Consider the following 26,065-nt stretch of genomic DNA (forward strand, 5'->3'; position numbering starts at 1 on the left):
CGGTCAATGGGACGGGCTGGGACCCCGGGAACGTGGGGTGGTCGAATGGGGCGCATGGCAACGGCCCGGCCACCGGCGACCCTCGTCGACCTCTGCCTGCACCAGGCAGACCGTCACGGCCCTGCCGTCGCGATCGTCGACGACCACCGCGCGGTCTCCTACGCTCAGTTGGCTGCCGCAGCGCTCCGCGCGGCCCGGTCCCTGATCGCGCTCGGGGTCCGTCCCGGTGACCGGGTGCTGCTCAGCGCTCCGAACTCGGTGGACTGGGTGATCGCCTGCTTCAGCACGCTGCTCGCCGGCGCTGTGTGCGCCCCGGTCAACCACCGGGCCGGGCCGGACGAACGAGTGCGGGTGACCGGCACGCATGCACCAGCGGCGGTGATCGGTGACCCCACCGTCTGGTCGCACGCCGGGGTCCCGGTGATTGCGCCGGACCGGCTCGTCCCTGCCACCGAAGGCCCCGGGGTGAGCTTGCCGTCCGTCCTCCCGAGCGACACCGCGGTCGTGCTGCAGACCTCGGGAACCACCGGACAGGCGACGTCTGTGCCGATGCGACACGGCGCGCTGCTCGACCTCTACACCGCACTCACCCCCCGGCTCGGGCTCACCCCGGACGACGTCCTGCTCGGCGTGGCACCGCTGGCACACGGCTTCGGATTGTTCGGGGTGTTGCTCGATGCCTTGCTGGCCGGGGCATCGGTACGCCTCGTGGGCCGCTACGACCGGACCCTGATCGCACAGACCGTCCGGGACGAGGGCATCACCGCGCTGTTCGCGCCGCCGACGGTGTTCCACGACCTCCGGGTGGACGGCCGTCGGCTCGGACCGGTGTGCCGGATGGCGCTGACCGGTGGCGCCGAGGTCTCACTCGAGCGGTTCCACCAGACCTGCGACCTGCTCGGGGTGGAGCGTCGGTACGTCGGCTACGGAATGACGGAGGCCTACGGCACGATCGCGTTCGGCGACGTGACCGACGTCGTCGGCGCGACCCCGTTGATGACCCCGATGCCCGGCCTGGACCTGCGCATCGTCGACCACGACGGGGCCGACGTGCCGCCCGGCGGCCACGGCGAGGTCCTGGTCCGGGGTGCCAGTGTGGTGCCCGGCCCGGACGGCTGGCTGCACACGGGCGACCTCGGTCGATTGTCCGCCTCCGGCGAGCTGTGCATCCTTTCCCGGTTGAGCGACACCCTCATGGTGAGCGGGTTCAACATCCGTCCGGGTGAGGTCGAGGACGTCCTGCGGGAGGGCCTCGACGTGGAGGACGCGATCGTCGTGGGGCTGCCCGACGCGCGCAGCGGTGAGCGCCTGGTGGGATGCGTCGTTCCGGCCGGCGGTCGGGTCATCGATCCGGCGGCGCTCCGGGAGCACTGCCGCGACCGCTTGGCCGACTACAAGGTCCCGACCGTCCTGATGGCGGTCGATGCGTTGCCGACCACGTCAACCGGCAAGCTCTCACGCGCGGCCGCCCGCGAGCTCGTGCTCGCGCACCTGGAGCCACAAGGAGATCGGGCTGATCAGCCGTCCTGATCGGGTCGGGGTCGAGCCCCGGACTGGGGGAGCATCCGCTTCGACGCCTCGGCGGCGGCGATCAGCATCGGGGCGCGGTCGAGGTCATTGCGCTTGGCGAGGTTGCGGCCGTTGCCGTCGGCGAGACGGATCGGACCGTCCGCGAGATGGTCCAGGCCCTCCCGAGCGACGACCTCCGGATCGGAGACGTGCAGGCCGGGGATGTCGAAGTTGAGCCCTGCCCGTGCCATCGCCGGCGTACGGGTCGCGCCGAGGACCAGCTCGAGGACGTCCACGCCGTGCTCGCGCATCTCCAGCCACAGGCCTTCGGCGAAGATCCGGCCGAATGCCTTGGCGGCCGCGTAGATCCCGATCTGGGGAGCGCCCATGTAGCCCGACATCGATCCGACCAGCAGGATCCCGCCGCGGCCGCGGTCCTTCATGGCCGCGCCGAAGTGCTGCACCAGCACCAGCTGGGCGGTGATGTTCAGGTCGATCACCGCACCGAACGCCGCCAGGTCGCCGCTGACGAACTCGTGGCCGTAGGTGTTCGAGCCGGCGTTGTAGATCAGGAGGCCGACCTCGAGATCGTCGGTGATCGTCCGAATCCGTGCCAAGGCGTCCGGACTGATGAGGTCGACCGACAGGGTGCGGACCTCGACCCCCTTCGCGCGCGCGGCAGCCGCGGTCTCCTCCAAGGGCCCGGGCTTGCGAGCGAGCAGAACCAGGTTGATGCCGGCCTCGGCGAGCTGGGTCGCGAACGATGCGCCCACTCCCTCGGACCCGCCGGCGATGACGGCCCAGGGGCCGTAGGTGGTCAGGTCGGTCACGGGTGAGCTGCTTCGTCGTTGACGGGCAGGGGGTCGCCGGACTGGACCGGGAGGCTGCCGCTCACGGCTGCCTCCCGGATCGACTCTGCGAGGCTGGAGCAGCCTGCGAACCCGACGCCGTCCGAGGCCCCGGGGTTCTCCCGTCGCTCCTGGCAGGCGGTGATCGCCGCGGCACTCCACTGGATGGTGGTCTGCTCCCAGCTGCTCTTGCGGGCCTCGACCCTGGCGCTGCACCTCGTGCACGTCACCGGCTGCATCGGACTGTCGTCCAGTCGGACGTCCGGTCGGACCGCCACGGGCTCGCTCATGAGGACTCCTGGTGTCTTCGGGGGTGTCGGGGGCAGTCTTTCGCCAACGACCAGTCCTGTCCGTGTGACTCCCGCTGGCTGAGAGGCTCGAGTGCCGTGCGGGCCCGGCTTCCGGTCCGGCCGCCGGGGTCGGGCTGTCAGGCTCCCGCTGACTGGGATGCTTCAGGGTCGGACGGGTCCGCTCCCTAGGGTCGAACCGACCGTTCCCGCACTCGCGTGCGGCTGCTGAGAAGAGGTTCCCGTGCCCTCCCTGCCCGTAGATTCTCGGACCGCTCATGAAGGGCTCGACCGATGACCACCACGACGCCCGTGCTCGTCACCGGCGCCGCTTCTGGGATCGGTGAGGCCTGTGCGTCGGCACTGGCCGAGTCGGGCCGGCCGGTGGTCCTGTGGGACCTCGACCACGAGGCAGTCACCGCGGCTGCGGAGGCCTTGGGTGAGAAGTACGGCGTGACCACGTGCGGACAGGCGGTCGACGTCCGTCGGGTCGAGGGTTTCGACCAAGCACTGGCACAGGCCCGCTCCGTGGTCGGACCTCTCGGCGGCCTGGTGAACTGTGCCGGGGTCGTCGACTCGACGCCGATGACGGACCTGACCATCGAGGGTTGGCAGCGGGTGATCGACGTCAACCTGACGGCGTACGGATTCCTGGTGGCGGCCCTCGCCGACGACTTCCGGGCGCAGCCGGGGTCGGCAGTGGTGGCCATCGGCTCGATCAACGCCACGATCGGGCAGGGCGCGATCCCGGCGTACACGGCCTCCAAGGGCGGCGTGCTGAGCCTGACCAGATCGCTGGCGGCCCAGTTGGGCCCGGACGGGGTGCGTGTCAACACCGTCTGCCCCGGCTACATCGCCACCCCCATGCTCAAGCGCAGCCTCGCCGACGAACGTCGAGCCGCGAACATGTCCGCCCTGACCATGCTCAAGCAGGTGGGGCAGCCGCACGAGGTCGCCGCCGTGGTGCGCTTCCTCCTCAGCGACGAGGCGAGCTTCGTCACCGGCGCGACGATCAACGTCGACGGTGGCGTGCTGGCCAACGATGCGATGGCGGCGCTGGCATGACGCGTCCCAACGTGGTGATGATCGTCCTCGACGACACCGGCTTCGCCCAGCTGGGGTGCTTCGGCTCGGACATCAGCACCCCGAACATCGACCGCCTGGCCGGGGACGGCCTGCGCTACAACAGGTTCCACGTGACGGCCCTGTGCTCGCCGACCCGCGCGTCCCTGCTGACCGGTCGCAATCACCACCGGGTCGGCATGGGCTACCTGACGGACATCCCCACACCTGATCCGGGATACACCTGCGCCATCCCGCCTGCCGCGGGAACCCTGCCGGCGGTGCTCAAGCAGGCCGGCTACAGCACGTTCGCCGCGGGCAAGTGGCATCTCGCCCCGCGCTGGGAGGTCAATCCGGCCGGCCCCTACGACCGGTGGCCACTCGGCCTCGGCTTCGAGCGCTACTACGGGTTCCTCAGCGCCGAGACCAGCCAGCGCACCCCCACGCTCGTGCGGGACAACTCCTACGTCCCCCAGCCGCGGACCCCTGATGAGGGCTACCACCTCATGGAGGACCTCACCGATGAGGCGATCGGGTTCATCCGGGACCAGCAGCAGAACACCCCTGAGCGCCCCTTCTTCCTCTACTACGCCGCGAGTGCCATGCACGCGCCGATCCAGGCGCCCGAGGAGTGGGTACGCCGTTACGAGGGCGCCTTCGACCAGGGCTGGGACGAGTGGCGCGACGCGATCGTGACGCGCCAGAAGGAGCTCGGGGTCGTTCCCGAGGACGCCGATGCGACACCGCGACCTCCGTGGGTCCGTCCGTGGGAGGAGCTGAGTGAGGGGGAGCGTCGGGTCACGGCACGAAGCATGGAGATCTTCGCGGCGTACCTGAGCTACACGGACGCCCAGATCGGCCGGCTCATCGACCATCTCCGCGAGACCGACACGCTGGACAACACCATCGTGATGCTGATCTCGGACAACGGCACGAGTGCTGAAGGGGGCCCCGACGGCTCCTTCAACTACCACGGCCTGCACCGCGACCGGGCGGCCAACCGCGAGCTCACCTTCGCCAACCTCGACGAGATGGCCGGCGACCACTCCTACATGCAGTACGCCTGGCCCTGGGCCTGGGCGGGCAACACCCCGTTCTGGCTCTGGAAGCGATTCACAGCGCTGGGCGGCGTACGCACCCCGCTGATCGTGCACTGGCCCGACGGCGTGGGCACGCCGGGGGAGGTGCGCGACCAGTTCTGTCACGTCTCCGACCTGATGCCGACCGTGCTGGAGGCGGCAGGTGTGCCGGTGCCGGAGCGGCTCAACGGTGTCGAGCAGATGTCGCTCGACGGCGCCAGCATCCTCGACTCGTTCCTCGCTCCGGAGGTGGCCGCACCGCGCGAGACGCAGTACTTCGAGTGCGCCGGCTCACGGTCGCTCTATCACCGCGGTTGGAAGATCCGTACGGACCACGTCGGCCCGACGCCCCTTCTCGAGCGGGAGCTGATCCCGGGAAGCCATGAGTACGACGAGGACCACTGGGCGTTGTTCCACCTCGACACGGACTACGCGGAGACCACGGACCTGTCCGCGAGCCACCCCGAGCTGGTCCGCGAGATGGTCCAGATGTGGTGGACCGAGGCGGGTCGCAACCAGGTGCTGCCACTCAACGACGGCTACACCGGCCGACCCCAGATGGAGCGACCGGCCGGGCACCGTCAGCCGGCGCGGATGTCCTACCGCCCCGGCCCTGGTGCGGTGTCGGAGTTCATGCACCCCGTGCTCACCGAGGGGTTCACGATGACCGCGCACCTCGAGGTGCCCGACGAGCCGTCGAACGGCATCATTGCCGCCATCGGCGACTGGACCCAGGGCTTGGCGTGGTACCTGCGGGACGGGCACATGCTGGTCTCCGCCAACTACGCCGGAGTCGGCCACCGCACCCGGTCCGCCGTGCCGCTCGCCCCGGGGCGACAGGAGGTCCGGCTCACCTACCGGCTCCGTGAGGGTGGCGGCACGTTCGCACTCCACCAGCCGGGCGAGGACGCGGTCGAGCTGGACGTCGACGGACCCCTGCCCGTGCGTTGGCAGATCGGCGGTCCGGGCCTGCGCATCGGCTTCGACGCGGGGTTCCCGGTCGACGACGGCTACGCACCGCCGTACGCCATGGAGCCGGGGGTGCTGCAACGGGTGGACGTCGAGAGTGGTGCTGCCGGCCTCCTCGAGCCCGACGACTCCGACCTGGCACGAGTCCACGAATGACGAAGAACCTCACAGCTCAACCACGAAGGCAGGAACGATGAAACTGGGTGCGGCGATCGCCGAGATCCTCAGGGCCGAAGGCATCGAGATGGTGTGCGGCTACCCGCTGAACTACGTGTTCGAGTACGCCGCCGACGCCGACATCCGACCCGTCATTGCGCGGGCCGAGCGCACGGGTGGGCACATGGCCGACGCGATCTCGCGTGTGACCAGTGGCAAGCAGATCGGGGTGTACGCAACCCAGCACGGACCGGGCATCGAGAACGGCATGGGTGCCGTCGCACAGGCCTACGGGGAGTCGGTGCCGATCCTGGTGCTGCCGATGGGCTATCGCCGCGACGAGGCGCACATCGCGCCGAACTTCAACTCCACGATCAGCCTGCGCTCGATCGCCAAGTCGGTCGAGCCGCTCAACGACGCCAACCAGGTCGCCGCCGTCTTCCGGCGTGCGTTCAGCCGGCTGCGCAACGGCCGTGGGGGACCGGTGGTCGTCGAGATTCCGCGCGACATGTGGTTCGAGGACGTGACGGTGCCGCTGGACTACCGACCGGTGATCACCACCCGTTCGGGCCCCGATCCTGAGGCCGTACGACGCGCGGCGGAGCTGATCGTGGCTGCCGAGCGGCCCGTCATCTACGCCGGCCAGGGCGTGCACTACGCCGAGGCGTGGCCGCAGCTGAAGCAGCTGGCGGAGAAGCTTGCGATCCCGGTGACCACCAGCCTCCAGGGCAAGAGCGCGTTCCCCGAGGACCACCCGCTGTCGCTAGGATCGTGTGGCCGGGCCGTGCCGCGCACGGTGCACCACTTCCTCACGGAGTCGGACCTGATCCTCGGTGTCGGCTGCAGCTTCACGCCGTCCGACTTCGCCACCGCGATGCCCACCGGCAAGACCGTCATCCACGCCACCCTCGACCCGTCGCACCTCGACACCGTGGTGCAGGCTGACGTCGGGTTGATCGGCGACGCGGCACTCACGCTGGATGCGCTGCTGGCCGCCGTCGACGCGCTGGTCGAAGGTGAGAGGGACGCGACGTCCGTCGTGGCCGAGATCAAGGACGTGTACGACGACTGGATCGCCGAGTGGATGCCGATCCTGACCTCGGACGAGAACCCGATGACGGCGTACCGGGTGATCTGGGAGCTGATCGCGGCGACGGATCCGGCGAACACGATCATCACGCACGATGCCGGCTCGCCGCGGGACCAGCTCTCCCCGTTCTGGAAGAGCACCACGCCGCTGAGCTACCTCGGCTGGGGCAAGACCACCCAGCTCGGCTACGGACTCGGCCTGGTGATGGGTGCGAAGCTCGTGCACCCCGAGAAGTTGTGCGTGAACCTGTGGGGCGACGCGGCCATCGGATTCACCGGCCTCGAGCTCGAGACCTGTGTCCGCGAGCGGCTTCCGGTGCTCTCGATCCTGTTCAACAACTCCTACATGGCGATGGAGACCAACGCGATGGGGTTGTCGCAGTCGAAGTACCAGACCATGGAGATCTCGGGCGACTACACGGCGATGGCCAAGTCCCTGGGCCTGTACGCCGAGAAGGTCACCGACCCCGCCGACATCGCCGATGCGATCAAGCGGGGCATCGAGCAGACCGAGGCCGGTCGTCCCGTGCTCCTGGAGTTCATCACCTCCCGGGAGCTGCGGGTCTCCACCCACGGCGGCGACTCCTACATGTCGCCCGTGCCGGACAACTTCCGATGAGACAAGGACTCGACCACATGACGACCGCACCCATGGCAGGCCCCACCACAAGGCTGGACAGGGCCCGACCCACCTCCGTGCAGGATCTCCGGGTCCGCGCCGACTGGCTGCGGATCGAGGTGATCAACATGATCGACAAGGCCGGCCTGGGCCACTACTCCAGCACGTTCTCGTGCGCGGAGATCCTCTCCGTCCTCTACTACCGGTCGATGCGCCTGGACCCCTCTGCTCCTGACTGGGCGGACCGCGACCGCTTCCTGCTGGGCAAGGGGCATGCGGCAGTCGGCCTGTGGCCGATCCTGAGTGACCTCGGCTACTTCCCTCGTGAGGACCTGGACACCTTCGGCTACATCGGAAGCAACCTGGGTGATCACCCGGACATGCGCAAGGCGGCCGGCGTGGACTTCAGCTCCGGCTCTCTGGGTCACAACCTCTCCGTCGGCCTCGGCATGGCGATGGCGGCCCGGCTGCGCGGTTCCGACCACCGCACGTTCGTGCTGACCGGTGACGGCGAGATCAACGAGGGTCAGGTCTGGGAGGCGGCCATGGCCGCAAGTCACTACCAGCTGGGCAATCTGGTCGCGATCGTCGACGCCAACGGCTTCATCGGCAGCGGTCCGACCGCGGAGCTGATGAGCATCGAGCCACTGGCCGACCGGTTCGCCGCGTTCGGCTGGCACGTCATCGAGCTCGACGGCCACGACGTCGAGACGCTGGTGGCCACCTTCGACGACCTGCCAGCACCGGAGTCCGGGCGTCCGGTGTGCGTCGTGGCCCGCACGCAGAAGGGCAAGGGGGTCTCACTGATGGAAGAGGCTCCACGGGCATGGCACGTCGGTTGCCTGACCCCCGAACAGCGAGATGAAGCGATCGCCGAGATCAGCGCGAGGATGCAGGAGGTGTCCGCATGACCAGCACCACCACGGACCGGTCGGCCGCCATGGAGGACGTGTTCTCCGACGAGGGCCAGGCGTCATCACTGAACCTGCTCGGTCGGGCCATGGCCGAGCTCGCCGACCGCCACGACGACGTCGTGGTGATCTCCGCAGACCTGGGCTCCGCGCTGTCCGAGCTGCGCGAGCGCCACCCCAGCCGGTACGTCGAGCTGGGCATCGCCGAGACGAACACGATCTCGGTTGCGGCCGGCCTGGCCGCCTCCGGGTTCCGACCGTACGTCGTGGCCTTCGCGCCCTTCGGGATGATCAAGTGCGCCGAGCAGATCCGCACCGACCTGGCTGCCACGATGATGCCCGTCACGCTGGTGACCCGCCTGTCGGGGCTGGCCATGGGCTACTTCGGGGCCAGCCACCACGCCGTGGAAGATCTTGCCATTGCCCGCTCCATCACCAACCTGACGGTGATGACGCCGGCCGACAACCACGCCACGCTGGGTTTGCTCGAGGCCAGTCACGAGTCAGCGGGACCGGTGCTGCTCAGGGTGAGCGAGGCCACTGCGCCGGTCTACTCGTCGGTGCCGGACCTGACCCGTGGCAGGTTCGTGCAGGTGCGTGAGGGCACGGACCTGACCATCATCGGAACCGGTGCCGGCGTCGGGTGCGCACTGGGAGCCGCTGAGGCACTCCAGGAGCAGGGGATCAGTGTCGCAGTCCTCGACGCGGCGTACATCAAGCCGTTCGACGCGGCGGCCGTCCTGGAAGCGGCCGCATCGACCCGGGCGATCCTCACCGTCGAGGAGCACAGTGAGGTCGGCGGGCTCGGTGCCGCCGTCGCCGAGGTGCTCGGACGCAACGGCGTCGCGACTCGACTGGGCAGCATCGCACTGCCGGACGCCGATCTCGAGGTGGGGGTTCCGGCCGAGCTGCTGGACCACTACGGGATCACGGTCGAGGGCGTGACCCGGAAGGCGCAGGCGCTGCTCACGACGGGCGGGTAGTCGTTCCTTCGGAGGCGGATGGTTCGGGGGCGTCCTCGCTCGACGGAGCGAGGACACCCCGGCGTACGAGGGAGTAGACGGCCAGCGTCAGCTCCTCGTCGGACTGGTCGTCGAGGCCCGTGATGTCCTTGACGAATGATCCGAACAGGCCCCAGCCCAGTGCCGCGCTGGTCAGCGCCGCCACCTGCACCCGGGAGTCGACGTGTTCGTCCCCCGGGGCCACGACGTCGTCCGCGATCCGGCGGCTGAGCTCGGCCATGGCGGGGGAGCGGCCCAGGATCGCCGCCGGGTCACGGCCCTCGAGGATGCTGCGGGCCACCATTCGCACGTACTCCGAGCTCTTGGGGCGCATGAGGAGACCGATCGCGTCGTCGGTGCTCTCGGCCCGGCTGAACCGCTCGGCATAGTCCTCGGAGGACCTCTGGAGGACGAGCTTGAGGAGGTCGTCCTTCGTGCCGACGTACTGATAGATCAGGCCGTAGTTGACGTCGGCGGCCCGGGCCACCTCCCGCAGCGACACCGCGGCCGGGCCGCGACTGGCGAAGAGCGGTCGAGCTGCCTCGACGAGGCGCTGGACCACGCGTGCGCGCGCCTGCGACTCCTCGCCGGACGCAGCCTTGCCGGAGGGGGATTCAGCCATCCCACGAGCCTAGTGGAGGTGCCTGCCTCACACGGTGGCCCGTTGCTGCTTCGCGGTGACCTCTGCCATGTACTTCTCCGGCATCTCCATGAACGGCGTGCGGAACCTGGCCCACTGGGGCAGGTCGTCCATCGAGTAGACGTCCTGCTGGTTGGCCGGACGACGCGGCCACGACGGGATGTTCACCCACAACCGCATCAGGTGGCGACGCCGGTTGACGTCGCGGTGGTCCTCGTACGGCGTACGGCCGTGGACGATCAGTCGATTGTTGAGGAACTGGATGTCGCCCGGAGCGATGTCCATGTCGAGGTAGAACTCGGGAGAGGCCGAGAGCTCGCAGAACAGGTCCAGTGCGGCTTCCTGTTCGGGGGTGATGTCGAAGTGTCCGGCCCGGGCGGCGTCGCGGGTCTGGGCGACGTGGACGCACGAGCTGAACACGCCATCGGTCCTGGTGAACAGGGCGACGTTGTCCGACGTGACGATCTTGCCGTCGCCGCGCTCGGCGTCCATCTGCCCGCGCATCACCGGCATGCCGGTGTACAGCACCCGGGCCAGCTCGGGATGGGTCTCGACCATGCGGTCGTGGACCGCGGCGGCACTGGCGATCCGGCTGGCCCCGCCGGCCTTCGCCGCGCGCAGGCACAGCAGTGAGACGACGTCATGGCCGTCGCAGTGCATGTTCATCGACTGTGCCGACCGGTAGCCGCGGACCTGCTCGTCGAACAGGTCGGCCACGTTCAGCACGTGCCCGAGGATCTCGCCGTTGCCCGACTGGGGAATGACCTCACCCAGGTGGGCCCCGAGGCCGCAGTAGATCCTGGCCAGGTCGTCATCGCTGTACGCCTCGCGAGAGAGCCCGCGAATCAGGACGAAGCCGCGACCGGCCCGGAGCTCGTCGCGGAGGCGGGAGAGGAAGTCGCCGACCCGGGGCAACGGGAACCTGTCCGGGGTGATCTCGGTCAGGTCCAGCTCGCCGTGGCCCTTGAGGATCGTGAGGGCCGCGTCGATCTCGGCCAGCTCGTCCGTGGACAGTTGCCAGAGGCCGTCCGTGCGGTAGTCCAGCGTGCTGCCGAGCCAAGCAGAACGGCCGCCGACGGCCTTGAGCGTGTCAGTCATGGGTCTCTCCAGTCGTAGGTGGGTTCAGACGGGGACGTGGGAGGGCGCGGGTTGGGAACCTCGGACGAGGCGGCCCGGCAGGGCGCCGGTGTGCTGCCCGTTCCGCGTCACGACGGTCCCGCGGACGACAGTGGCGGTGTAGCCGCTCGCGTCCTGCATCAGGCGCCGGCCGCCGGCGGGCAGGTCGCGGACCACCCGTGGTCGTCCCAGGCCGACCCCGTCGTGGTCGATGACATTGAGGTCGGCCCGGTAGCCGGGCGCAATCACGCCTCGGTCGTGCAGCCCGAGCATCTCGGCGGAGCGCTTGGTCATCAGGTGGATCAGGTAGGGCAGCTCGAGCCGCTCGCCCTGGTGGCGGTCGCGGCCCCAGTGGGCGAGCAGGTGGGTGTAGATGCTGCCGTCGCAGATGACGCCGAGGTGGGCACCACCGTCGCCCAGGCCGGGGACGGCATGATCGTTGAGCAACATCTCCCGGCAGGGTTCGAGGGTGAAGTCAGCGAAGTTCGAGAAGGCCAGGTAGAGGATGTTGCTCCCGTCCTGGTCGAGCAGCTTGTCGTAGGCGAGACTCTCGCTGGAGACGCCGAGGCGCCGGGCCTGCGCGCCGATGCTGCTGTCCTTGGCCGGCTCGTAGTCGAAGTCCGCGCCCATCTCGTAGAGCTGGTCGAAGTCGCGCACGCGCATCCCGATCTCCATGTCGGGGTCGGGGTCGTTCACCTCGCCCAGGATGCGCTCCTTGATCTCGGGGCGACGGAGCTCGCGGACCCGCTCGGCCAACGGCAGGTCGGCAAGTCCGAGATAGGTGGGCGTCGAGTAGAAGGGGCTCAGGGTCAGCTCGAGGCCCAGCAGCACTCCCAACGGCCGCGGCAGGATCTGCATCGTGCCGGTGCCGCCGGAGGCGTTGTGCGCGTCGAACTTGTCCAGGATGGTGCGCCAGATCCGTGGGTTGCCGTGGCTCTGGACCAGCGACATGCTGAAGGGCCGGTTGTTCTCCTTGGCCTGGCGCAGGCCCATGTCGAGCACTTGTTCCCAGTCGTCGTCGTACTCGATGACGAACTGGATGAGGCCCGTGCCGGCTCGATCGAGCGCGGCGGCCAGCCCTGCGTACTCTTCCTCGGTCGCGGCCAGGGTCGGGGTGAGCTGGCCATCGCTGGAGCGGTGGAACATGGTCTGCGACGTGCCGAACCCGAAGGCGCCAGCGCGGATCGACTCCTCGAGGAGGTCGCCCATCTGCTGGATCTCATCGGCAGTGGCAGGAGCGCGGGAATAGGCTCGCTCGCCCATGACGTAGGTCCGCAGGGCAGCGTGCGGGACGTAGCTGCACACGTCGGCGTCGAACTCGCGCGTGTCGAGGAAGTCGAGATATTCGGGGTAGGTGGTCCACTGCCAGTCGACGCCCTCCTTGAGCACGACGTTGGGGATGTCCTCGACGCCCTCCATGAGCCTGATGAGGATGTCGCGGTCCTCGGGCCTGCACGGCGCGAACCCCACCCCGCAGTTGCCCATGACGACAGTGGTCACTCCATGGTTGGTCGACGGCACCAAGCGGTTCTCCCACGTCGTCTGACCGTCGTAGTGGGTGTGCACATCGACGAAGCCCGGCGTGACCAGCTGGCCGCGGGCGTCGATCTCCTCGCGGGCGGCGCCCACGACGGTGCCGACCTCGACGATGACGCCGTCGCGCACGGCGACATCCGCCGGTCGAGGGGGGTTGCCGGAGCCGTCGATGACGGTGCCGTTGCGGACCACCAGATCCCAGTCGGTCATGTCTGCCTCTCCTTCGACGATCCTGCGGTCGCAAGACCCGTCGAGCTGACTTTAGCCACTTGGCTAGAAAACGGCAAGCGTTTGCAACCCAGCATTTGCTCAATCAACGAAGGAGTATCGGCACATGTGCGATCAGCACCCAAGCGATCGCTACGCGACCTCGACCTCACCCCTCGTCCACGCCTGCACCCGCGCGGACGCGACGGCCGACCGGCGGTCACCCGGTGGGTGCGGGGGAGTTGCCGCGTTGCTGGATCTCCTTGGCCACGTTCGCCGTCGGTGGCGTGAGCTGGTTCAACATCGTCGCTCTCCTGGACGTGAGCTCCGCGAACCGCTCGGGGTGGGTGGGGATCCAGAACTGGCGGTCCGCGACACCCTGAAGGATCCGCTCGGCCGCAACCTCCGCGGTGATGCCGTCCTCGCGGAGGTGTCCGCGCATGGTGTCGAGGACCTCGTCGGTGGACGACGGGTCGGCCGTGTCGGTCAGTGCGTCCTCGAAGATGCGGGTCCGAACCGCCGCCGGGCACACTGCCGAGACGGTCATCCGTGGGAACTGTTCACCGGCCTCCAGGTAGAGGCACTCGGTCATCGCCAGGACGGCGTGCTTGGAGGCGTAGTAGGCCGCATTCATGGTTCCGCTGGTCACGGCGGCGACCGAGGCCACGTTCGCGACGTACGTCGGGTGCGGACTGGCGCCCATCCGGGGCACGAATGATCGGATGCCGTTGAAGACGCCGTCGGCGTTGACCCGCTGCATCCGCTGCCAGGTCTCGGGGGAGGTCTCCCAGATGCGGCCGACGGACTCGATGCCGGCGTTGTTGACCAGGAGCTCCACGGAGCCGAACGCGGCGTGTGCCGCCCCCGCCAGTGCGTCCACCGCATCGGCGTCGCGCACGTCGGTGGGCACGGCCAGCACGGTCGCACCGACGTCGGACAGCTCGCGGCGCACCTCCTCCAGTCGCGCGGCGTCCAGGTCTGCGATGACCACGCGCATGCCGAGGTCGGCCGCATGGAGGGAGAGGGCACGACCGATGCCTCCTCCGGCTCCGGTGATGACAGCGGTCCGGCCACCGAAGGCCTGCCGGGGGTCAGTCATCGCTGCTTCGCAGGACTGCGAAGTCATCGGAGGCAGCCTCGCTCCCGCAGTCCGGGGCGGTGGCGTGCTGTGGTTCGGCCGGGATGTCCGTTGATGGCGTCATGCAACGGTTCTAGTTCACCGATTGCACGGCGCCCCGAACGATCCCGCTCAACGGATGGGTCCGCGGGGCCGGGCCTGCTCGTCGTCCGTTCCCGGTCACTGGGACGCGTCGTCCTGACCGGCCACCGGAACCTACCTTCCTCTTACCCACATTCGGTGGCTCGGGGAACAGAGAGAGGACAGTCATGAGAGTCGGGAAGAAAACAACTCGCAGGGTGAAGGGAGCCCTTGTCGCGGTCGTGGCCGGAGCCATGCTCCTGGCCGGGTGCGGTGGGGTTGACAACGCAGCCGCCTCCGGCGAGGCCGACCCCGACGCCACGCTGCGAATCATGTACGGCATGGCCGCCTCCTTGGACCCGGTCGATGCGGCGGAGCCCGGGCAGTTGACCTTCTCGACCTGGCCGGTCTACGACACCTTGCTGACCGTCGGCGCGGAATCCACCTACGAGCCGATGCTGGCCACGAAGTGGGAGTTCTCCGCGGGCGGGAAGTCATTGGATCTCACCCTGCGTGACGGGGTGACCTTCAGCGACGGCACTCCCTTTGACGCGGAGGCCGTGAAGGCCAATCTCGACCGCTACCTGGCTGCTGACAAGTCAGGGGTGCAACTGGCGCTGGAGTCGGTGGCGGGCGTCGAGGTCACCGGGGACCTCGCGGTGAGGGTGAACCTGAAACGGCCAACGACCGCGATCCTCGCAGCACTCGCGAGCAACCTCGGCGGCATCATGATCTCACCGAAGGCGCTCTCCTCCGGCGATCTTGCCAGCAAGCCGGTGGGGACGGGCGCGTACAAGATCGAGTCCTTCAAGCCCGGTGAGCAGGCCGTCTACGTCCGGCGCACGGACGAGGGCGCGAAGTGGGACCCGAAGACCGGGAACGTGGCGAAGGTGGTCATCAACCGGATCGCCGGTGACGATGCCAAGATCAACGCGCTCAAGAGTGGTCAGATCGACCTCACCACGTTGACCGGTGACCCGACGGTCGTCAGCGAAGGACAGGCCCAGACCGTCGTCCTGGACACCGCGCTGAACCTGGTCGGCATGTACTTCAACCCGAAGGTCAAGCCGCTCGACGACGTGAAGGTGCGACAGGCGATCAACATGGCCATCGACCGTGAGGGAATCGTCGCGGCCTTCGGGCCGAACAACGCGACCCGCGTCCAGCCGTGGCCCAAGGGCCTGCCCGGCTTCGAGGAATCGCGTGAGGGCCAGTACGAGTTCGACCCGGAGGCTGCGAAGGACCTGCTGGCCTCGGCCGGCTATCCGGACGGGTTCACGATTCCCGGTGAGTTCCTGACCAACAACAGCGCCAACATCGACAAGATCGGTGAGGTCGTGCAGGCCAACCTGGCTGACATCGGGATCAAGATCGAGTTGCGCTCGATGGACATCCTGTCCCAGGTCACCGGGTACGCCCAGGGTGACTACGCCGGCCAGTTCATGTACATGTCGCTGCCGTCCATCGACAGCTCCTCATGGCTGCAGCGCCTGTTCGCCAACCCCATCTGGAGCCCGGCCGGAACCCCGCCGGAGCTGACGAAGCTGATGCAGGGTGTCGAGGACCCGAATCTCAGCGACGATGAGCGTGCAGCCAAGGTCTCCGAGGCCGTGCAGTATGCGACGGACAACGCGCTCTACGCACCGCTGTTGCAGGGCGTCGGTGGATTGGCTGCCTCGCACAAGGTCAAGGGGCTCGACGATCTCCCGGCTGCAGGTGGTGTGGCCAACCTGCGCTACCTCAGCATGACCAAGTAGCCGCAGATGAAGCACTGGCCGGTCCACCTGCGAAGGTGGACCGGCCAGCGGCACGTCAGGGGCTTCCTCGCGAGATCAGATGGTCTTCACGATGTAGACGTCACAGGGCGCATGGTGTGCCACCGCCGCCGCGACGCTGCCAAGGACCCGGGAAATTCCCTGGACGCGCCTGTTGCCGACCACGATCAGCGTCGCCCCGAGCCGTTCGGCCTCGTTGACCAGCGCTTCGCCGGGCTTGCCTGCAGCGGAGGTGCTGGTCACCTCCAGCCCTTCCACGGCCAGGGACTGGACCACGTCTCGCGCCGTGGTCGCGGCCTGGTCCGCCGTCGAGAGCAGCCAGTGGTCGGTTCCGTCGCCGACGACCTCGGCCACGCGGTCACGGTCGAATGCGCACACCACGTGCAGCCGGGAACCGGTGCTCGCGGCCAGGTCGGCCGCGGTCTGGGCCGCCTTGGTGGCGGTGGGACTGCCGTCGACTCCGACGACGATGAGACCTGACATGTGCTGCTCCTCGGATAGGTCGCTCGGAGCGGGGACGCTAGTCCTGCGGACCCTCCTCCGGCGGCGAAGTCCCATCCTGCAGGACTGGGCGATCACCCCGACGCCGGCCAGGATCACGCCTGCCGTGCTTGGTCCGGGGCAAGTTCCAGAAGTGCCGGCGCGTGGTCTGCGGCCGGCGTCAGGCGTTGTCCAGCTGACGCCTCAACCAGTCCAGTGCGCGAACCTGTGCCTGCACGACGCCCTCGGCGTCGATGCGCGGGCCGAGGATCTCGATCTCGTGGACGCCGGTGTAGCCGGCCTCCACCACGTCGCGGAGGAGTCGCTCGAGCGGGAGGTCCCCGTCACCGGGCACCCAGCGATTCGGCTGGTCGAGCGTGCCGTGCACGAAGTCGCCGTACTGGACGATCCTGATCACGTCGAGTGCGTCGGCCACGGTGGCAGCAAGGTGCGGCTCGGCCCAGCAGCAGTAGAGGTCGGCGCAGACACCCACCCCGAGATGGCGTGCGGCTTCCACGGCGTCGCGCAGGCTGTGCAGGAACGACACGTCACTGCGCAGCGAGTGGGTGTTCTCGACCGTCAGGGTGACGCCGGCGTCGACCGCCCGGGCGACCAGGGGAGCCAGTCGTGCGCCGACCGCGGCGAGCGCGTCCTCCCAGCTCAGCTGGCCCGCCGGCCCGGTGGTGAGGGTGACCACGGGAATGCCCATGCGGCACGCGAAGTCGATCGACTGCTCAGCCAGTTCCAACTGCGCCGTACCGGTGGCCGACTCAACGGAGGCCGGGGTGGTCAGGCCGCTCCCGATGGACCCCACCCGCAGCCCGGACGTGGCGAGGGCAACCTCGGCCTCGGACCAGCCGAATGCGGCGAGCTGCCTGGACCCGATCGACACCCGGTCCACCGGGAGGCGGGCCGAGCCGGCGAGCAGGTCGGGCAGGTCCCAGGTGCTCATCGCAATCGTGCTGATGCTGGTGAGGGCCATGGGATGAGAGTAGCAAGCGCTTGGTTGAGTTGCTACGGTGTACCCACCACGTCGACAGGAGTCATAGGGATGTCACAGGATTTCGCAACAGGGTCGGGGCGAGGCCTGCTCGCCGGCCGGTCGGTGCTCGTCACCGGTGCGGCTGGAACGGGTATCGGCTTCGCGACCGCACTGCGCTGCGCCGAGGAAGGCGCACGGCTCGCGATCAGTGCCCGCAACGCCGAGAAGTTGGAGTCTGCTGCTGATCAGCTGGAGAAGCTCGTCGGGGCCCGGCCGGTCACCGTCGGCTGTGACATCACGATCGAGGCCGAGGTCCAGGCCATGATCGCGGCGGCCGACGACCAGCTCGACGGACTCGATGTGCTCGTCAACAACGCGGCCGTCGGCGGCGTGGCACCCGTCGCGGAGATGACCGACGAGCAGTGGGACACGGTGCTGGACACGACACTCAAGGGCACCTTCCGCTGCACCCGCGCGGCGCTGCGACTCATGCTGCCGCGCAAGGGTGGCGTCATCGTCAACAATGCGTCGGTGGTGGGCTGGAAGGCCTCACCCGGCATGGCACACTATGCCGCCGCGAAGGCCGGCGTGATGGCGCTGACCCGTGCGTCGGCCTTGGAGGCCGCCAGTGCGGGTATCCGCATCAACGCCGTGGCACCGACCTTGGTTGCCCACGACGACCTCGCCGCGAAGATGCCCCCCGGTGTGATGGACCAGCTCGCTGCCCAGCAGCCGCTCGGCCGCGCCGGTGAACCTTCCGAGATCGCCAACGTGATCGTGTTCCTCGCCAGCGACTACTCGTCGTACCTGACCGGCGAGGTCATCTCCGTGAGCGCCCAGCACGCCTGACCTGTCGGACGTCGCTCGCGACGCCCGGCGATCGAAACCTTCCAGGAGAAACCATGGCCAACCCAGATGCAGTGGGGCGCTCCGGCTCCCCGTTCACCCTCGATGTCGAGCGCGGCAAGATCCGCGAGTTCGCCCGGGCCACCGGATCATCCGACCCGGCCTATCTCGAGGGCGACAAGCCGGTGTCGCCGCCGACCTTCCTGACCACGCAGTTCTTCTGGCAGGACGGAGACGCGAACGCCTGGCAGCTCGTCGAGCTGAACCAGCAGCGCGGTCTGCACGCCGAGCAGGAGTACACCTTCTTCGGGCCGCCGCCGAGCGCAGGCACCCGGCTCACCGCGCAGTCCACGATCACGAACATGTTCGAGAAGCAGGGCCGGCGTGGCGGGCCGATGACGTTCGTCGAGATGGTGACCGAGTTCCGTGACGAGTCCGGCGCGCTGGTCGCCGAGGCCAAGATGACCGGGGTCGAGACCGGTCGCGCACCCGAGGAGGACAAGTGAGTACGTCGATCGAGAGCTCCACGCTGGTGGCACCGGAACCACTGGTCTTCGGCCCGGTGACCCGCACCGACTTCGTGCGCTACCAGGGCGCCTCCGGTGACATGAACCCGATCCACCACGACGAGGAGTTCGCCACGGCCGCTGGTTTCCCGACTCCCTTCGCGGTCGGCATGTTCCAGGCCGGCCTGCTTGCCTCGTGGGCCACCGGATGGCTCGGCGCGGAGAACGTGCGCTCCTACCGGGTGCGATTCAAGGAGCAGGTCTGGCCGGGCGACGTGCTCACCTGCACCGGCGCCGTCACCAAGGAGTATGTCGAGGGTGACGAGCGCCGGGTCGACCTCGAGCTGACCTGCACCAGGCAGACCGGTGGTGTTGCGATCACCGCGTGGGCCACGTTCGTCGTACCGGTCTCGTCATGACGGCCTGGTCCATCGACGGGGTCAGCCCCGTCGTGCACGAGACCGCGTTCGTGCACCCGCAGGCCTGCCTGATCGGCGATGTCGTCATCGGGCCGGAGTGCTACATCGGCCCGTTCGCCAGCCTGCGGGGCGACTACGGCCGGATCGAGGTGCGCACCGGCTCCAACGTGCAGGACAGCTGCACCGTCCACGTCTTCCCCGGCCAGGACACGATCCTGGACGAGGGCAGTCACATCGGCCACGGCGCCGTGCTGCACGGCTGCCACCTCGAGCCGGGGGTTCTGGTCGGGATGAACTCGGTGGTCATGGACGGCACCCGCATCGGCGCCCGGTCGCTCGTCGCGGCGCACAGCTTCGTCCGCGCCGGCGGTGACTACGCGGAGGAGTCGCTGATCGCAGGGAGCCCGGCCAAGCTCATCCGTCGCCTCGACGAGGTGACCCTGGCGTGGAAGGCGAACGGTTCCCACGTCTACCGCGAGCTGGCCGCGCGCAGCCTTGCCACTCTCCACGAGGTCACTCCACTTCGCGAGGAGGAGCCTGACCGCAAACGGGTCAGCACGGGCCGGGACACGTCCACCCCGCTGCACGAGCTCCGGGCCGAGGGCGCCTAGTCAGCCAGGCGCTGGCGTCCTGCTGTCCGGGATCAGCCTCCGCTCCGTTCCGGGGTCGCGACAGGGTGGGCAGGACGGAAGCACGAACACCTCCCGAGAGACCCGGTGGACCGATGACCTGCAACGGAAGTGACGCGATCGCGGCCGCACTCGAAGCCGTGGGTGTGGACACGGTCTTCAGCGTGCCGAGTGCGCACAACCTGCCGATCCTCGACGCCATCGAACGCCGGGGCGGCATCCGGGTGATCGGCTGCCGCCACGAGCAGGGCGTCGCCCATGCAGCCGACGCCCACGCCCGCACGACGGGCGCCCTCGCCGTGGGCGTGGTCAGTGGAGGGCCCGGCACGGCCAACACCATGGGCGGTCTCTACGAAGCGCACTTCGCGTCCTCGCCCGTCCTCCTGATCACCAGTCAGGTCGAGAGCTCCCACCTCGGCAGGGGACGTGGTTACGTCCACGAGGCGGAGAGCCAGGCGGCGATGCTCTCCACGGTCTGCCGCGAGGTGGTCACCGCGACGTCCGCCGACGATCTCGCCGAGACGGTGCTGCGACTGCGTCGGGTGGCGTGCACCGGGCGACCCCGCCCGGTCGCGCTGGAGGTGCCGCTCGACCTCCAGACCGCGATCGTCCCTCCGCCCGACGCTGCCGCCCTGGTGGCGAGCGCACGCGTCCCGCTGCGACGTGGTGCGCCCGATGCCGGCCGGCTCGATGACGCGGCCCGGCTCCTCGCCTCCGCCGAGCGTCCGGTGATCTGGGCCGGCGGTGGTGTGATCCGCTCTGGCGCGGCCGATGAGCTGCTCGAACTCGCCCGGCGCTGGCACGCACCCGTGCTGACCAGTCGGGAGGGGCGTGGCGCGATCAACGAGCTCGACGGCCTGAGCATCGGCTCCTACGCCACGTTGCGGTCGATGCGCGACTTCCTCGCCACGTGTGACGTGATGCTCGCGGTCGGCACCCGGTTCCAGATGTACCCGACCGCGCAGTGGCAGCTGCCCATTCCCGAGGCACTCGTCCACCTCGACACCGATCCGACAGTCATCGGCCGGAGCTATCCCGCCGCCGTCAGCCTGTGTGCGGACGCGCGGCTCGGGCTGGCCGGCCTCACGGACCTGCTCAGCGAGCCCCCGCCGGAGGTCGCCACCAGTCGCAGTGGCCACCTCAAGGCCGGCCAGGAGACGGCGGGTGTCGCTCGCGACCTGGTCGCCCAGCAGGCTGGCCCGGACCACCTGCGCATCAGCGCAACGATCGCGCGACACCGACCCGCCGACGGCGTGCTCGTCTGCGACGCGACCGTGCCGGCGTACGTCTGGGGGGATCGGCTGGTGCCGATCGTCGAGCCGCGTACGTCGATCCGCTCCGCCGCCGCGGGCATAGGGCCGGGCATGGCGATGGCGCTCGGCGCGGCGACTGCGTCGTCCTCCCACACCGTGCTCCTCCAGGGCGACGGCGGGTTCATGCTCGGGATCGCGGAGCTGGCCAGCGCTGTGCAGTCGAACGCCCGGATCGTGGTGTGCCTCTTCGACGACGGCGGCTACGGCATGCTGCGCGACATCGACGCCCTGAACGGCGGTGGCTCGAACGGTGGGTTCGACCTGTCCACCCCTGACTTCTTCGCGGTCGCCACGGCCTTCGGGGCGCGCACCGCCCGCGTGGCAGGCCCTGACGAGTTCGAGTCGGAGTTCGTGGCCGCCCTCGCCCACGACGGCCCGACGCTGCTCCACGTCGACATGGGTGCGCTGGCCCCGCTTCGGCGGACGTGGGGGACATGACGCTCGCGACGGCGCCGGCCCTGCGCCAACGAGCGCTGTTGCCGACCCTCGTGCTGCTTGCCTCCTCGACCGCGGTGGTGGCCAGTCTCGGCGCGCCTCTGGTGCCGCGTATCGCGCAGGAGGAGGGCGTCTCGTTGTCGAGCGCACAGTGGGTCCTGACGGTCACCTTCCTCACCGCAGCCGTGATCTCGCCCCTGATCGGGCGACTCGGAGGGGGGCGCTACCGGCGGCCCGTCATCCTGTGCGGGCTTGCGGCCGTGTGCCTCGGTGCGGTGCTTGCCGCTCTACCACTCGGCTTCGGGGCTGTGGTGGTGGGCCGCGTGCTGCAAGGCGTCGGGCTGAGCCTCACCCCGTTGGCCATCGCGGTTGCCCGCGAGGTCATGGCCGAGGACAGGAGGCCCGCGGCCATCTCCACGTTGTCGGTCACGACCGTGGCCGGAGCGGGCATGGGGTATCCGCTGGCCTCCTTCATCGTCGAGCACCACGGGGTCTCGGCGGCGTACTGGGCAGGCGCCGGGCTCGCCGGACTGACCCTCATCGCGGCCGTGCTCGTGATCCCCGGCAACCCCACCACCGAGCGTCGGCCCACCGATCTCGTGGGGGCGGTGCTCCTGGGCGGTGGTGCCGGAGGTCTGCTGCTGAGCGTCAGCCAGGCCCACAACTGGACCGGCGCCGTTGCGCTCGGTGTCGGGCTCGCCTCACTGGTCTCCTGGGTCGCCTGGATCCGCTGGACCCTCTCGCGCACGGATCCTCTCGTGGACCTCCGCCTGGCGACCAGGCACGGCGTGCTCGGGGCCAACGTCACCGCGCTGCTGGCTGGCTGCGGAATGTACATGCTCATCACCATGGTGGTGCTGCTGGTGCAGGCCCCGGCTGCCACGGGCTACGGTCTCGGCCACTCGGTCACCGTTGCCGGACTGATGCTCGTGCCGTTCTCCCTCGCCAGTGTGCTCGGCAACAGGACCACCCGGGGGCTCGACCGACTCGTAGCCCCCGACATGTTGCTGCCCATCGGCTGCTCGCTGTTCCTCGTGGCCACCCTGGTCCTGGCCGGCTGGCGGGGGAGCCTGTGGGGATGCGTCCTGGCGATGGTGATCGGTGGCCTCGGCAGCGGCTGCGCGTTCGCTGCGATGCCGAGGTTGATCGTGCGGTTCACGCCGGCGGCCGAGACAGGCAGCGCCATGGCGTTCAACATGATCCTTCGCTACCTCGGGTTCTCGGCCGGCAGCGCCCTGGTGCTCGCGATCCTGGAGTTCCACGCGGACCCGGACGGCGCCCTGACGCCCACTGGCTTCACGGTTGCAGCGTTGGCGTCGTCTGCGGTGTCCGGCGTGGCTGCCGTGCTGGGGCTGGTGCTTGCGCGATCGGTGATTGCGCTCGAGCTCGCGGAGGCCGCGTGAGCAGCCCCGAGCTGGCCCTGAGCGCCGCAACCCGGCGTCACGCGCCCGCCACGTCGTCGGTTCCCAAGGATTTGCCCATCGCTCGGTACGCTACGTCGCAGCCGGAATCAACCCCCAGAGAAGGTCACACACGTGCCGCCCACTGATCGCAGATCCAGGATCCTGGAATCGGCCGCCACGCTGTTCGCGGAGAAGGGCATCAACGCCAGCACGGTCCGTGACATCGCCGACGGGGTCGGCATCCTGTCCGGCAGCCTCTACCACCACTTCGACTCGAAGGACGCGATGGTCGAGGCGATCGTCGTCGAGTACCTGGAAGCGCTGACGAAGCGCTACACCGCGGCGGTCCTGCCGCACTCCGACCCGAGGGCGCAGCTCCACGAGCTGGTGCTGGCCTCGCTCCAGGTGGTGCAGGAGCACGAGCACGCCAGTGAGATCTACCAGGCCAACCGCAAGTACTTCGAGGGCAGCGACCGGTTCAACTCGGTGCGCGACCTGGCCGCCGCCGTGCAAGTGGCGTGGGCCGAAGTGATCGACACGGGGGTCCGGAGTGGCGTGTTCCGGGCTGACGTCAACCCGCGCGTCTTCCACCGCTTCCTGCGCGACGCGGTGTTCCTGGCCTCGCGGTGGTACCACCCCAGCGAGGTCTACAGCATCGAGGACCTCGCCGAGGACACCGCCCGAATCTTCCTCGACGGCTTCACCGTGGCGGGATCCCGACTCAGCTGAGGGCCCGCTGCACGTGCGTGTGGTCGAGGTTCGCCACGTCGGCCACGCCCATCAGGGTGAGGGTCCGCACGATCTCCTCGCGGAAGATCTCCAGCACGTGCTCGACCCCTTCCTGCCCGCGGGCGGCGAGGCCGTAGACGTAGGGCCGGCCGATGCCGACCGCGGTGGCTCCGAGCGCGAGGGCCTTCACGACGTCCGTGCCACGACGTACGCCGCCGTCGAGGTAGACCGGAACCCGGCCGCCGACCCGCTCCACCACGGCAGGCAGGGCGTCGAGAGCCGCGGGGGCGCCGTCGAGCTGGCGGCCGCCGTGGTTGGAGACGAGCACGCCGTCGGCGCCGAGCTCGACGGCCCGCTGGGCGTCATCCGCCTCCAGGACTCCCTTGAGATAGACGGGCCCGTCCCACAGGTCGCGGATGCGGGCGAAGTCCTCCCACGCCAGGTCGGGTCGGAGCAAGGTCTGCTGGGCACGGGCAGATGCGACGGCAGCCTTCGTGCCGCGCTCGTCGACCAGCATGCGTGAGGTGATGCGCTGGTGCCGGAGGAAGCCGTAGGCCCAGCGTGGGCGGACGGCGGCACTGAGGGCACGAGCCGGCGTCAGAGTGGGGGGAATTCCCATGCCACGCTTGCGTTCGGCCCACCGGTTGCCCGCGACGGGGACATCGACGGTGACAAAGAGGGCGGCACAGTCGGCGTGCCGAGCCCGGTCGATGAAGGCCTTCGAGAGGGGCTGCCCGGTCTTCTGGCTGGTCCACGGGTAGAGCTGGAAGAAGTGGTTCTCCGAGGTGGCCTCGGCCACCTCCTCGAGTGTCCAGCTCGAGGCGGTGCTGATCACCGCACGGGTTCCCGCTGCCTCGGCGGCGCGTGCGGCGGCGCGTTCGCCCTGCCAGTGCACGAGGCCGGTCATCCCGGTGGGGGAGAGGAACACGGGCAGGGAGAGGTCGACGTTGCCGACCTTCGTGCTGAGACTCGTTCCGGTGTGGCCCGTCAGCACGCGCGAGCGCAGGCTCCATGCGTCGAAGGCGCTCTGGTTGGCCCGCTGTGTGAGACCCGACTCGGCGCCGCCGTCGACGAAGGCCCACACCATGCCCGGGAGGGCGCGACGGGCACGTTGGCGGTAGTCCTCGATCGTGATGGGCCCACCGCTGCGCGAGGAGAGCGCGTAGCGCAGTCCGCCACTCACGACGCCACCTTCAAGGTGATCTTCGCGGTCTGCGGGGTCGGCGCGGTGGCGAGCTCGAAGCCCTGCTGGGCCTGGTCGACGTCGAAGGTGTGGGTGACGAACGCTTCCACGAGGTCCGGGTGTGCAGCCAGGTAGCGGGATGCCTTCTCGAGCATGACGCGTCGCTGCAGCGTGACACCGGACATCAGCGAGAGGTTCTTGCGCAGCAGTCGCTGCATGTTGACGGGATAGTAGGCGTCGTCCGGGATGCCGAAGTAGAAGATCCGACCACCGCGTTCTGCCGCCTCCAGTGCATGGTCGAGCGTGGACACGTTGTGCCCGATCGCCTCGACCACGACCTCGGGCCGATCCGCGTCGGACAGCTGACCGACCCACCGACTCGTGTGGAGGTGCGCGACGTCGTCGGCGCCCATCCGGGCACCGAGATCGCGACGGTCCAGTCGGTCCACGCCGATCACCGATCGGGCGCCCGCCGAACGCAGCGCGTGGTTGAACAGCAACCCCATCGGTCCCTGGCCGAGCACGGCGGCCCGTGCGCCCGCCACGCCCGGGATCTGCTCGACGGCGTGGAGCACACAGGCCAGAGGCTGCAGCATCACGGCCCTCTCGGGGCTCAGCCGCGGGTCGAACGAGTTGAGGGCGTCACCGAGGCTGATCGTGAGCTCCGAGAGGGCGTTGAGGCGTGAGCCCCACCCGACGACCTGGTCCCCGACCGCGTGACGGGGGTCGCGCGTGGCGATGACTTCGCCGACCACCTCGTGCATGGGGGAGCCGGGTGGGTTCTCGACACCGGGTTCGTCGCGTTGCTTGAGGGTGAGCAGACCGTTGAAGACGGGCAGGTCGCTACCGCAGATTGCTCCGGCGCGCAGCCGGAGGAGGACTTCGCCATCGACCAGGTCGTCGGCGTCCGGCCGTGTCGTCGCCACCTCGACGAACTCCCTCGGACGGACCAGCTGCTGGGCCCACATGGTCGCCATCAGCGCCCCAGGTGATCGGGGAGCGTCACCGGCCAGTTCGGTTCGGCTGCTCGGACGTCGGGACGGTTCATCTGCGCGCTCATCGGGTCTCCTGTCGTGGAGGATCTGCCCGGTCAGTCTCTCCGCGGATCACCCCAGCGCGGGAGACCTTCCCGCTCACC

Annotated in this window: 24 protein-coding genes; 14 read left to right on the top strand and 10 right to left on the bottom strand. The window is 69.2% G+C overall.

The features are described from left to right. Positions 1 to 54 precede the first annotated feature (54 nt). Positions 55 to 1,530, top strand: a complete 1,476-nt coding sequence (locus ncot_RS08025; protein ID WP_168617137.1) for an AMP-binding protein — start codon at positions 55 to 57, stop codon at positions 1,528 to 1,530. Here ncot_RS08025 and ncot_RS08030 read toward each other — a convergent pair. Together ncot_RS08030 and ncot_RS08035 are read right to left on the bottom strand one after the other, a co-directional pair. Then, positions 1,518 to 2,339 (bottom strand): SDR family NAD(P)-dependent oxidoreductase, encoded by an 822-nt coding sequence (locus tag ncot_RS08030; protein ID WP_168617138.1) that lies wholly within the window; start codon positions 2,337 to 2,339, stop codon positions 1,518 to 1,520. The two genes, ncot_RS08025 and ncot_RS08030, sit on opposite strands and share 13 nt — an antisense overlap. Continuing rightward, positions 2,336 to 2,647 (bottom strand): hypothetical protein, encoded by a 312-nt coding sequence (locus ncot_RS08035; protein ID WP_206065232.1) that lies wholly within the window; start codon positions 2,645 to 2,647, stop codon positions 2,336 to 2,338. Before ncot_RS08035 ends, ncot_RS08030 begins: the two co-directional genes overlap by 4 nt. A 291-nt stretch (positions 2,648 to 2,938) precedes the next feature. On the opposite strand from ncot_RS08035, the gene ncot_RS08040 reads away from it, so the two are divergent. The 5 genes from ncot_RS08040 to ncot_RS08060 are packed head-to-tail and all read left to right on the top strand — an operon-like array spanning position 2,939 to position 9,512. After that, complete coding sequence (locus ncot_RS08040; RefSeq protein WP_168617139.1) at positions 2,939 to 3,709, top strand: SDR family oxidoreductase; 771 nt, start codon at positions 2,939 to 2,941, stop codon at positions 3,707 to 3,709. Continuing rightward, on the top strand, positions 3,706 to 5,910 hold the full coding sequence (locus ncot_RS08045) for an arylsulfatase (RefSeq protein WP_168617140.1): 2,205 nt from the start codon (positions 3,706 to 3,708) through the stop codon (positions 5,908 to 5,910). The genes ncot_RS08040 and ncot_RS08045 overlap by 4 nt, the downstream gene beginning before the upstream one ends. Continuing rightward, a complete protein-coding gene (locus tag ncot_RS08050; RefSeq protein WP_277345804.1) occupies positions 5,855 to 7,618 on the top strand; it encodes a thiamine pyrophosphate-requiring protein in 1,764 nt (587 codons plus the stop codon). Before ncot_RS08045 ends, ncot_RS08050 begins: the two co-directional genes overlap by 56 nt. A 17-nt stretch (positions 7,619 to 7,635) precedes the next feature. Next, entirely contained in the window at positions 7,636 to 8,529 is an 894-nt protein-coding gene (locus tag ncot_RS08055) for a transketolase (RefSeq protein ID WP_206065234.1), read from the top strand. Continuing rightward, positions 8,526 to 9,512 (top strand): transketolase C-terminal domain-containing protein, encoded by a 987-nt coding sequence (locus ncot_RS08060; RefSeq protein ID WP_168617142.1) that lies wholly within the window; start codon positions 8,526 to 8,528, stop codon positions 9,510 to 9,512. The genes ncot_RS08055 and ncot_RS08060 overlap by 4 nt, the downstream gene beginning before the upstream one ends. Here the strand turns inward: ncot_RS08060 and ncot_RS08065 are convergent. The 4 genes from ncot_RS08065 to ncot_RS08080 form a co-directional block, all read right to left on the bottom strand. Then, positions 9,496 to 10,152, bottom strand: a complete 657-nt coding sequence (locus ncot_RS08065) for a TetR/AcrR family transcriptional regulator (RefSeq protein WP_168617143.1) — start codon at positions 10,150 to 10,152, stop codon at positions 9,496 to 9,498. The genes ncot_RS08060 and ncot_RS08065 overlap by 17 nt on opposite strands. Positions 10,153 to 10,179: 27 nt before the next feature. Beyond that, complete coding sequence (locus ncot_RS08070) at positions 10,180 to 11,268, bottom strand: TauD/TfdA family dioxygenase (protein ID WP_168617144.1); 1,089 nt, start codon at positions 11,266 to 11,268, stop codon at positions 10,180 to 10,182. A 24-nt stretch (positions 11,269 to 11,292) separates the two neighbouring features. Beyond that, entirely contained in the window at positions 11,293 to 13,032 is a 1,740-nt protein-coding gene (locus ncot_RS08075) for an amidohydrolase family protein (protein WP_168617145.1), read from the bottom strand. A gap of 217 nt (positions 13,033 to 13,249) precedes the next feature. Further along, positions 13,250 to 14,155, bottom strand: a complete 906-nt coding sequence (locus ncot_RS08080) for an SDR family NAD(P)-dependent oxidoreductase (protein ID WP_206065236.1) — start codon at positions 14,153 to 14,155, stop codon at positions 13,250 to 13,252. A 260-nt stretch (positions 14,156 to 14,415) separates the two neighbouring features. Between ncot_RS08080 and ncot_RS08085 the strand changes: the two genes are divergently transcribed. After that, positions 14,416 to 15,984 (top strand): ABC transporter substrate-binding protein, encoded by a 1,569-nt coding sequence (locus ncot_RS08085; protein WP_168617146.1) that lies wholly within the window; start codon positions 14,416 to 14,418, stop codon positions 15,982 to 15,984. Positions 15,985 to 16,059: 75 nt separating this feature from the next. On the opposite strand, the gene ncot_RS08090 is transcribed toward ncot_RS08085, so the two are convergent. Next, positions 16,060 to 16,485, bottom strand: a complete 426-nt coding sequence (locus ncot_RS08090; RefSeq protein WP_168617147.1) for a universal stress protein — start codon at positions 16,483 to 16,485, stop codon at positions 16,060 to 16,062. Between the two features lie 178 nt (positions 16,486 to 16,663). After that, positions 16,664 to 17,464 (bottom strand): sugar phosphate isomerase/epimerase family protein, encoded by an 801-nt coding sequence (locus ncot_RS08095; protein ID WP_168617148.1) that lies wholly within the window; start codon positions 17,462 to 17,464, stop codon positions 16,664 to 16,666. A gap of 69 nt (positions 17,465 to 17,533) precedes the next feature. Here ncot_RS08095 and ncot_RS08100 point away from each other — a divergent pair, with 69 nt between their 5' ends. From ncot_RS08100 to ncot_RS08130, 7 genes are all read left to right on the top strand, one after another. Next, the gene (locus tag ncot_RS08100; protein WP_168617149.1) at positions 17,534 to 18,313 is read left to right on the top strand and encodes an SDR family oxidoreductase; all 780 of its coding nucleotides are present in this window, start codon (positions 17,534 to 17,536) and stop codon (positions 18,311 to 18,313) included. Positions 18,314 to 18,366: 53 nt separating this feature from the next. Continuing rightward, positions 18,367 to 18,816, top strand: a complete 450-nt coding sequence (locus ncot_RS08105; RefSeq protein WP_168617150.1) for a MaoC family dehydratase N-terminal domain-containing protein — start codon at positions 18,367 to 18,369, stop codon at positions 18,814 to 18,816. Continuing rightward, positions 18,813 to 19,235: a MaoC/PaaZ C-terminal domain-containing protein gene (locus tag ncot_RS08110; protein WP_206065238.1), complete on the top strand. Its 423-nt coding sequence runs from the start codon at positions 18,813 to 18,815 to the stop codon at positions 19,233 to 19,235. Before ncot_RS08105 ends, ncot_RS08110 begins: the two co-directional genes overlap by 4 nt. Beyond that, positions 19,232 to 19,846 carry a transferase hexapeptide repeat family protein gene (locus ncot_RS08115; protein ID WP_168617151.1) on the top strand — a complete coding sequence of 205 codons (615 nt, stop codon included), beginning with the start codon at positions 19,232 to 19,234 and terminating at the stop codon, positions 19,844 to 19,846. Before ncot_RS08110 ends, ncot_RS08115 begins: the two co-directional genes overlap by 4 nt. Before the next feature lie 113 nt (positions 19,847 to 19,959). Next, a complete protein-coding gene (locus tag ncot_RS08120) occupies positions 19,960 to 21,615 on the top strand; it encodes a thiamine pyrophosphate-binding protein (protein WP_168617152.1) in 1,656 nt (551 codons plus the stop codon). Beyond that, entirely contained in the window at positions 21,612 to 23,015 is a 1,404-nt protein-coding gene (locus ncot_RS08125) for an MFS transporter (RefSeq protein ID WP_168617153.1), read from the top strand. The genes ncot_RS08120 and ncot_RS08125 overlap by 4 nt, the downstream gene beginning before the upstream one ends. Before the next feature lie 132 nt (positions 23,016 to 23,147). Beyond that, complete coding sequence (locus ncot_RS08130; RefSeq protein ID WP_168617154.1) at positions 23,148 to 23,744, top strand: TetR/AcrR family transcriptional regulator; 597 nt, start codon at positions 23,148 to 23,150, stop codon at positions 23,742 to 23,744. Here the strand turns inward: ncot_RS08130 and ncot_RS08135 are convergent. Together ncot_RS08135 and ncot_RS08140 are read right to left on the bottom strand one after the other, a co-directional pair. Then, positions 23,737 to 24,927, bottom strand: a complete 1,191-nt coding sequence (locus ncot_RS08135) for an alpha-hydroxy acid oxidase (protein ID WP_168617155.1) — start codon at positions 24,925 to 24,927, stop codon at positions 23,737 to 23,739. The genes ncot_RS08130 and ncot_RS08135 overlap by 8 nt on opposite strands. After that, positions 24,924 to 25,904, bottom strand: coding sequence for a zinc-binding dehydrogenase (locus ncot_RS08140; protein ID WP_206065240.1), 981 nt, complete (start codon positions 25,902 to 25,904; stop codon positions 24,924 to 24,926). The genes ncot_RS08135 and ncot_RS08140 overlap by 4 nt, the downstream gene beginning before the upstream one ends. Positions 25,905 to 26,065: the final 161 nt, after the last annotated feature.

It is taken from the genome of Nocardioides sp. JQ2195 (assembly GCF_012272695.1).
Taxonomy (GTDB): Bacteria; Actinomycetota; Actinomycetes; order Propionibacteriales; family Nocardioidaceae; genus Nocardioides.